At 37.8% G+C, this 7,428-nt stretch carries 8 protein-coding genes; 5 read left to right on the forward strand and 3 right to left on the reverse strand.

Translation table 11 applies throughout. The features are described 5' to 3' along the window. Positions 1–244 precede the first annotated feature (244 nt). From FJR05_RS11350 to FJR05_RS11360, 3 genes are all read left to right on the forward strand, one after another. Positions 245–478, forward strand: coding sequence for a hypothetical protein (locus FJR05_RS11350; protein ID WP_168644183.1), 234 nt, complete (start codon positions 245–247; stop codon positions 476–478). Between the two features lie 128 nt (positions 479–606). Then, positions 607–3,294 (forward strand): DUF3987 domain-containing protein, encoded by a 2,688-nt coding sequence (locus FJR05_RS11355; protein WP_168644184.1) that lies wholly within the window; start codon positions 607–609, stop codon positions 3,292–3,294. 114 nt (positions 3,295–3,408) lie between these two features. Then, positions 3,409–3,708 (forward strand): hypothetical protein, encoded by a 300-nt coding sequence (locus FJR05_RS11360; protein WP_168644185.1) that lies wholly within the window; start codon positions 3,409–3,411, stop codon positions 3,706–3,708. Positions 3,709–3,820: 112 nt separating this feature from the next. Here the strand turns inward: FJR05_RS11360 and FJR05_RS11365 are convergent, their stop codons facing one another. Next, a complete protein-coding gene (locus FJR05_RS11365; protein ID WP_168644186.1) occupies positions 3,821–4,501 on the reverse strand; it encodes a recombinase family protein in 681 nt (226 codons plus the stop codon). Between the two features lie 234 nt (positions 4,502–4,735). Then, positions 4,736–4,954, reverse strand: coding sequence for a hypothetical protein (locus FJR05_RS11370; protein ID WP_168644187.1), 219 nt, complete (start codon positions 4,952–4,954; stop codon positions 4,736–4,738). Positions 4,955–5,192: 238 nt separating this feature from the next. On the opposite strand from FJR05_RS11370, the gene FJR05_RS11375 reads away from it, so the two are divergent. Next, positions 5,193–5,822, forward strand: a complete 630-nt coding sequence (locus FJR05_RS11375; protein WP_168644188.1) for a hypothetical protein — start codon at positions 5,193–5,195, stop codon at positions 5,820–5,822. Then, on the forward strand, positions 5,819–6,163 hold the full coding sequence (locus tag FJR05_RS11380; RefSeq protein WP_168644189.1) for a hypothetical protein: 345 nt from the start codon (positions 5,819–5,821) through the stop codon (positions 6,161–6,163). The genes FJR05_RS11375 and FJR05_RS11380 overlap by 4 nt, the downstream gene beginning before the upstream one ends. A 90-nt stretch (positions 6,164–6,253) precedes the next feature. Here the strand turns inward: FJR05_RS11380 and FJR05_RS11385 are convergent. Further along, positions 6,254–7,428, reverse strand: a 1,175-nt coding sequence (locus FJR05_RS11385; protein WP_168644190.1) for a hypothetical protein, incomplete at its 5' end; no start/stop codon positions are given.

Genomic DNA, 7,428 nt, shown 5'->3' on the forward strand with positions numbered 1-7,428 from the left:
AAGGTTTTGAGGTTACTACAAAAGTTACTACGAAAGTTACTACAAAACTACAAAAGTCAAAAACCAGAATATAATAGGAATCACGTCAAATCCTTACACCATAAGGACTTAACCGCATACTTACGACTGATGTAACTTATGATGAGAAAAAATACAGTAATTTTTTTCGTGTGTACCGTTGCGCTGTTCTGATTAAGCGATCTACAATGTTTCCAAGATTAAAAAACGAGTAATTTTTTTTACTATGCCAAATAAAAATAATCCCAACCATAGGGATAATTTAATCCCACGATACGAAGACGATTTTCTATTTATGTCCTTAGACCGCAAACCTTTGACTGTTCGTTTACCTTCGGAGGTGCGGTCTTACTGTGTAGAAAAAGGTACAGTGTATTTACGTAACTTAATTAGTAAAGCTGTGTTGACGGATATAGCTAAGGAATCAGTACAGAGCGATCGCTCCCAAATTGCTGCTTAACTATAAAGGATTACGAACGGTTTAAAACCAATAAACCAGCAATTGTCAAGTTAAGAACAGTCAAAAAAAATACCCCTTCCTTCGCAAAAAGAAAAGGGGTTTCAAAAATAATTAATTTCAATAACACGATGATTACAACAAATACGTCTTTTGTCAACGCTGTTGGCACTTTAAACAGCGTAGCTGATAGAACATTGTTTAGAATTTCCTTCAATTCTAACATACAAACCGCCCAGGCTTATAATCTAACCGGATTAGACTGTAAAGAGGCAACTAACGCTACAGCACCTCACAACATCCATCAAAACTGGAAAATCAAAAAAGATGTTTGCATAGATGACTTAATTAAGTTGGTAGCGAAGGGGTACGCGATTAGACCCGGCATAACTACATCAGGTCAAAACACCAAAGACGCTATAGAAGTTTTGACTTGCATAGCTTTGGATTTTGACAATAAAGACGGTAAAAAATGGACTACAGCCCAAACTCAAAACGACGATTTTATTAAGCGTTGCGCTGCATTTTTCTACTATACCCCAAGCTACGATTCTTTAGATCCAAAGCTACGGAATAAGCACCGTGTAGTTTTTGTTTTTAGTCGTGAGGTTACACCTCCAGAATATGAACTATTAGCGAACTGGTTAAAGTCTAAATATCCCGGTTGTGACCCGTCCATCTATTCATTCAATGACTTCATTTATGGTGGTAAGGGTAGGGATTACGTTTACAAAATTGGCGAACAGTTCCTACCTGTTGATGATATATTACCCGAAGCTAAACAGTATGCAGATAACCAAAAAACATTAGAGAAACAGAGAAAAAATACCGCAACTAAAAAGACAAACCAACCTACTAAGGAATCAAACACAAATCCTGATGATTCCATTACTACGAAGGTTTCAAAATACTTGCATGATGAGTTGTTTATCAACAGATTAGATGGCGATATTGCCTCTTTGTATTGCCTCTATGAGCATCAATTCCAGTTACCAAAAGACGTTAATAGTAACAACGTTTTATACAAAGCTTTCGGTTACAATCCGTTCTCAGAAACTAACAATAGTGGTTCCTCTTTTGTTGTTTTTCATTATGAAAATGGACTCTTGCCACGTTTTGAGGATTCTAGCAAAAGTTTAGAAGATGTCAATCTCCAAACCGGAGAAATTAAAAGTAACGGTACTTTCTTTACCTACTGGTTTCAGGTTCAGCTACAACAAGATCCAAATTACTGTAATGGTATTTTCAACCTGAAAACAATTGCTGATGATATTTGTGATCATTTTAAGGTTGCAAGGTATAAATTCAATGAAAAAAAATCTGAAAAGGATTTACGTAATTGGATTGCTGACATTTTGGACACTTGCACAAATCCCACTGAGTTAATTCTGAAGAAAAAAGAAGTCAGGATAGCGCAAGGCTTGACACCTCAAGAGGTGGATCGACTATTCGATGCTGTTGAAAACGAACTTAACAAAGAAGCATCAAAAGATGCTGTATTTAGTGAGTTCGTTTCCTTAGTTAACACACCCAAAGACCTCGATACAAGCGACTTTATCCCCCCTGATATTGCACAATCATTCAAACAGTTGTCCAAACAGATGGGAGTGCCTGAAATGGCTTTTCTGACTGCGCTGTTACCCTGTGTCAGTTCCCTGGTAAGGGGTGATTTAAAGGTAAAGGTTCGGAACGGTTGGGTTGAGTCTTTGCACATTTGGAGCGCGTTAAATGCCCGAAGCGGAAGCAAAAAAACTTCGGTAATCAAAACTTGTTTAGCACCTATTAAACAGTTAGAAGCAATAGAACAAACCCGCTACAAAGCAGCTTTGAAAGAATACCAAAAAATCAAGGATAACCCGGAATTAGAAGCACCGACAAAACGGGATTATTACTTCTCTAAAGTCACTATGGAACGGGTTATTAATGCCATAGGAAACCAGCCTTATCCAGTTCTAATTTACCGTGATGAGTTAGTCGGTTTTTTCAATGCTTTTGGACAGTACAAAGGTGGTAAAGGTGACGATTTAGAAACATTTATCGAACTTTACGACGGTTCGGGGGCAAAAGCTGACACCCTGTCAAGCGGTAGCGTTTTTATCACAAGTAATGGACTATCCATCATTGGGGGAACTCAAGGCGATGTTCTAGCAGGATTACTCAAGAAACTTAATGACCCTCAAGGTCTTTGGGCTAGGCATAACATTTTCAGTTATACCGCTGTTCCTGTTCCCCCCAGTGACCATGAAGATGACTATTTGATTAACGATCAACTAACTAAACTCTACGAAGGAATCATTGATTTCAATTCAATAGCATCTGGTTTATTTTTATCCAAAGATGCAACAAAAGTATTTGAGAAATACCGCTACCAGAACGAAATTCTAACCCTCAACGAGAACCTACCGGGGTTGATTACTGCGTTGGCTAAAATACCCGGCAAGGTTATTAGAATCGCAGGAATTATGCACATTATCAAATCTGCATCTACCCATGTTTACGATCTAGAAATTGACGCAGATACACTTAACAAAGCTATTAAATTATGTGATTTTTATCACTCACATATCAAACTGATTTACGCCCAAAACGGATCTAGTTCCACAGAACTAGCACCGGAATTGGTTAGATTATTCGATTGGATGAAAAGACAACCCGATAAAACCGCATCTTTACGAGATATTCAACTCTACTGTTTGCAGCGCAAAAATAGCAGCGATATCAATGATATTTGTCAACAGTTAGTTTCTCAAGGTAGGGGTGAAATTCAAACCATAACAGGCAAGGGACGACCTTCCAAAAGTTTTAAATTGTTCGATTAACCCCCCCTAACTAAAAATATTGCAGATATAAAAATATATCTGCAATACAGAATTAAACCGTTCGTAATTTAAAAACCCAATTAACTAACCAACTAACTAACCAGGAATCATATCATGAAATTAGAATCCCCTGCATACCCTGTACAGCTTCAAATGTTGCTTGTTTCGCGTCTCATTATCATGTTAAAAAATAAAGCCCTGTTATCCTCTCCAGACACAAGAGAAGCGCAATTAAAAGCACTAAATGAATTAGAGTTAAGACTTTCACAACCGACTCAAACACCCAAGTCCGTAGGACAAATTAACCAGATGTTTTCTTGGGTTGTGAGTTTCCCTGAAATAAAAGCTGTTCTTAATCCAAACGGTAAAATACAGCTTGTTTTTGATTATAGCTGTTTATATAATATGCTGTAATATCTAAGCGTATTTGCACTATAAAAAACACCCCTAAACCGTTCGTAGCAGTTTAGGGGTGTTTTTGTATTTGGGGATAAGTTTTAGCGATCGCTCCCAATCACAGAATTGGTTAAGCTGCTTTAGGGTAGAGTCTGCTTAAAATTCTCCCTACAGTTGTACTACTCCATTGCTTACCTTGCTTGCTTAAAATGCCTTGCTTATTAAGGTGTTCAGCTATTTGGCGTTGTGATTTACCTGATTTGTGATGTTTCCTAATGATCTCGATTGTTTCCTGTTCCTTGTCATCAGTTACCAATTGTCCATCTGCTGACTGTTCACCAAACTTCGGACTACCGTAGGCATAACCACCTTCGGCACTTTTAGCTTTTCTGCCACCTTGCATCCTATTTGTAATTGTATCGCGTTCTAATGCGGCTGTAGCAGCCATTACGGTCAAAATCATCTTTCCGGTTGGGGTGCTGGTATCTACTTGTAAATCTAATAATACAAGTGCTTTGTTATCAGGTTGCAATACATCCTCTACCAGTGCTAAAACGTCACGGGTATTTCTGGCTATTCTATCGAGTTTAAGCGCGATAATACCATCAGCATTATTTTTAACATCTTCTAAAGCTAGGTTAAATTGTTCTCTATCTTTTGTATTTTTACCACTACCGACTTCAATATACAAGTTTATTAACTCATGTCCGAAAGCATCACAGTACGCTTTAATTCTTCTTTCTTGATCTGCAAGTGAGGTGTTATCCTCTTGGTTTTTGGTGCTTACTCTGACATAACCTACTAATTTCATAACCTTTAATTCCTGTAATCTTTATTGGGTAACTGTTTGACTGTGATTTTATTATAACTCTATTAAAATAGATGTGTCAAGTAAATTGCTAGGATTATTACTGTATATAGTTTATAGGTTATTTTAGGTTATAAAATACAGGATTATAGTACAGAAATATTATTAATGTATTTAAACGAATAGATTAAAAATAATCCCCACCTAAGCAGATGGGGATTGTGGGGATTATTCTATTTAAGCGTGCCTCAAGTTACGGCGGTTTACCATGACTTGCAAAATACGATCAATAATTCTCATTGCATCTGGAGACAAGCCCCGGCATAACCTGATTAGTTCCTGACTATCATTATTCTCGATTGCTTCGGCAATAGCTTGACTGTTATCCCAACCTCCCATAATCCGATAATGTGCTGCGAGTTGGGCTGCGGCTGCTGATGTTGCGGGTGTTATCATAATGGTTATATTCCTTTGGGGATAAAGCAGCCGTTTACTTACTAGGTCGAGCGGCTGCTTTTGATTTGTCTATACATAATATATAAGTTATCCATACAATCTGTCAATACAATTATCATAAATATTGTCATGACAATTTGACTAAAATCATTACAAATATCTATACAGTGATGTATTGACAAACTGTATTGATAGCTACTATAATCAATACAACAATCAATACAGAATATATACAGCTATGAGTGCCGATAAGTTAGCAAGTTTTAGAGTTGATAGTCAGCTTTGGGAACAGTTCCAAGGCTACGCTAAAAGTCAAAACAGTACCGCTACCGCTTTACTGATTAGCTATATTAAGTCCGTTGTCAATACTGGCAATGTCATTACATCCAATCCAGTTGTCAATACATCGAGTGAGGTTAATAACCCTAGTTTGTCAATACAGGATATAGACAACCGTATAGACAACAAGATTAAATCATCTATACAAGGTATAGATACACTATCTATACAAGATATATACAATTGTATTGATGATTCCTTGGAAGGGGGAAAGATTAAAGAAGCGATCTCTACTTCCTACGCTGGTATGATGGGGAATTTTAATGGACTACTTGAGGAGCTACAAGATATAAAATCCCAGTTACAGGAATTACAAATTCCCCCCGCTGCTGCTGCTGCTGCTAATGACAAATTAACAATTCCCAATAACACAATCGAAAACATCAGAACTACTTTAAAAAGAAAAAATAAAACTGTATCGGCTGAACAGATCCGCGCAGCCTTCAAAGATGCGGGCTGGGATGGAGACAACTATCAAGAAATAAGGAAGGCTGTCATTGATTCTTTGTCAGGCGGTGAACAATCATGACAATGACACAAAAGTTTGTCACTGATTATGGCACTTTGTCAGTTGTGAACCGTAAAGGATATTTTTATGCCTGTCGCACAGTAAACACCCGTAAAAGACAAATCTATCTTGGTAAATGTATTCCTGATTCCTACACCCTGAATGAGATAGCAAAGGATATTTTTAGCAACGATAAGGAATATTGGCTAAAACACACTAAACAAATCCGTGCCAGTGACAAAGATACAAATAATTCTCTATCCCTAAAAGATGACCTGAACAGAATAGCAGCATTAGCTAAGGCGCGGGGCGAGGATCTAATATGTCAGGAGTTGAGGAATCTAATTAAAAATTTAAGCTGATGACCTTGCAAGGATAGAAAATTTTATATCCTTGCAGCCCGCCCCTAAAAAAACACCCCTCGACTAATTTAGTTAGGGGTGTTTCATTATTTATTCCTCAAAGTTTATAGGTTTCCCGTTGAAGTGATCATGAATCTTTGCGGGGTGTAACCAACTTGGCAGGGTCTTCTCGATGTCCTCAAGGTTATTACCATTAACATCTACTAAACCATATTTTATACATATCCTTGGTAGGGGTGTTTCACCATTAGCTGAGAACTTTTGAATTAGAATCATGCCCGCCTTCCTGGTATCCTTAGTGCCTTCAGCAAAACTAGAATTAGTATCATTATGCGTGATACCTAATAAATAACATTTAGCTTTTCTCGTGTCAGTTAAACTTAGCTTAAAAAAACTATCTGCTATATCCCCCACTAGACCCCTCAAATTAGTAAATTCATCTACGATTATCTGCACTTTGTCATCTGGTTTAGCTTTTATTCTGTTGCCCCAGAATATTATTGATTGCTGCATTGAATGAATAATATCATCCTCAGTTTCCGCGATGTTCTCAGGCTTTAAAAACCTCCATACTTCAGAATTATCTCCGGTGGCGTGGCGGTCAATCAAATAATGGATATTAGCATCTAAGCAATATTTTCTAATGAGTGCGATCGCCGATGCTGTATACGTCTTTCCACTCCCCTGATTCCCTATAAGCCATAAGGGTTTGAGGGAATTAATGATAGTCCATAACCAGCCGTCCTCGTGCTGTTTTAGAGCCTCTATTAAAGAAGTTTTTAGCTGTTCATTGGGCGTTGGTTTAGTATCCTGGACTGGTTTATTTAGCTTGTCAATTTTGCGCTGTACCTCCAAAGTCTCAAGGTTATTTTTAGCGGTTTCTTTGTCCAGTTCTGATAACTGCAATTGGTGTCCTTTTAGGGATAGTTGCCCCTGAAGCTGTCCATTGAGGTGGTCAAGCTGTATTTCTCCCTCACTTTTCATGGCTGCGATAGTTTCGCCAGTTTGACGGGCGATAGCTTGACGGGTAATTTCCGCCTGATTACTTTTGGAGAACCCAAACAAGTCGAGGTGTGATTGTTCAATAATGTCAGATTCAAGTGCCTTAATTTTTAGTAGTTTGAATTGACCATGTATACTTTTCTCTTGATAGTCAGTTAAGGCTTTGCTCACGCCATAAGCACCTATTAGAAATAAAGAACTAAACAAGCCATAGGATACCGCTCCGGGGTCTTCAGGCGGTAAAAGTTTAACTACTTTGATAT

The sequence above is a fragment of the Dolichospermum sp. UHCC 0259 genome, from assembly GCF_009711935.1.
Lineage (GTDB): Bacteria > Cyanobacteriota > Cyanobacteriia > Cyanobacteriales > Nostocaceae > Dolichospermum.

Bases quoted from the DNA above. Each gene is read 5' to 3' on its own strand.
- FJR05_RS11350 (WP_168644183.1), top strand. From the start codon at position 245: ATGCCAAATAAAAATAATCCCAACCATAGGGATAATTTAATCCCACGA.
- FJR05_RS11360 (WP_168644185.1), top strand. From the start codon at position 3,409: ATGAAATTAGAATCCCCTGCATACCCTGTACAGCTTCAAATGTTGCTT.
- FJR05_RS11375 (WP_168644188.1), top strand. From the start codon at position 5,193: ATGAGTGCCGATAAGTTAGCAAGTTTTAGAGTTGATAGTCAGCTTTGG.
- FJR05_RS11380 (WP_168644189.1), top strand. From the start codon at position 5,819: ATGACAATGACACAAAAGTTTGTCACTGATTATGGCACTTTGTCAGTT.
- FJR05_RS11365 (WP_168644186.1), bottom strand. From the start codon at position 4,501: ATGAAATTAGTAGGTTATGTCAGAGTAAGCACCAAAAACCAAGAGGAT.
- FJR05_RS11355 (WP_168644184.1), top strand. From the start codon at position 607: ATGATTACAACAAATACGTCTTTTGTCAACGCTGTTGGCACTTTAAAC.
- FJR05_RS11370 (WP_168644187.1), bottom strand. From the start codon at position 4,954: ATGATAACACCCGCAACATCAGCAGCCGCAGCCCAACTCGCAGCACAT.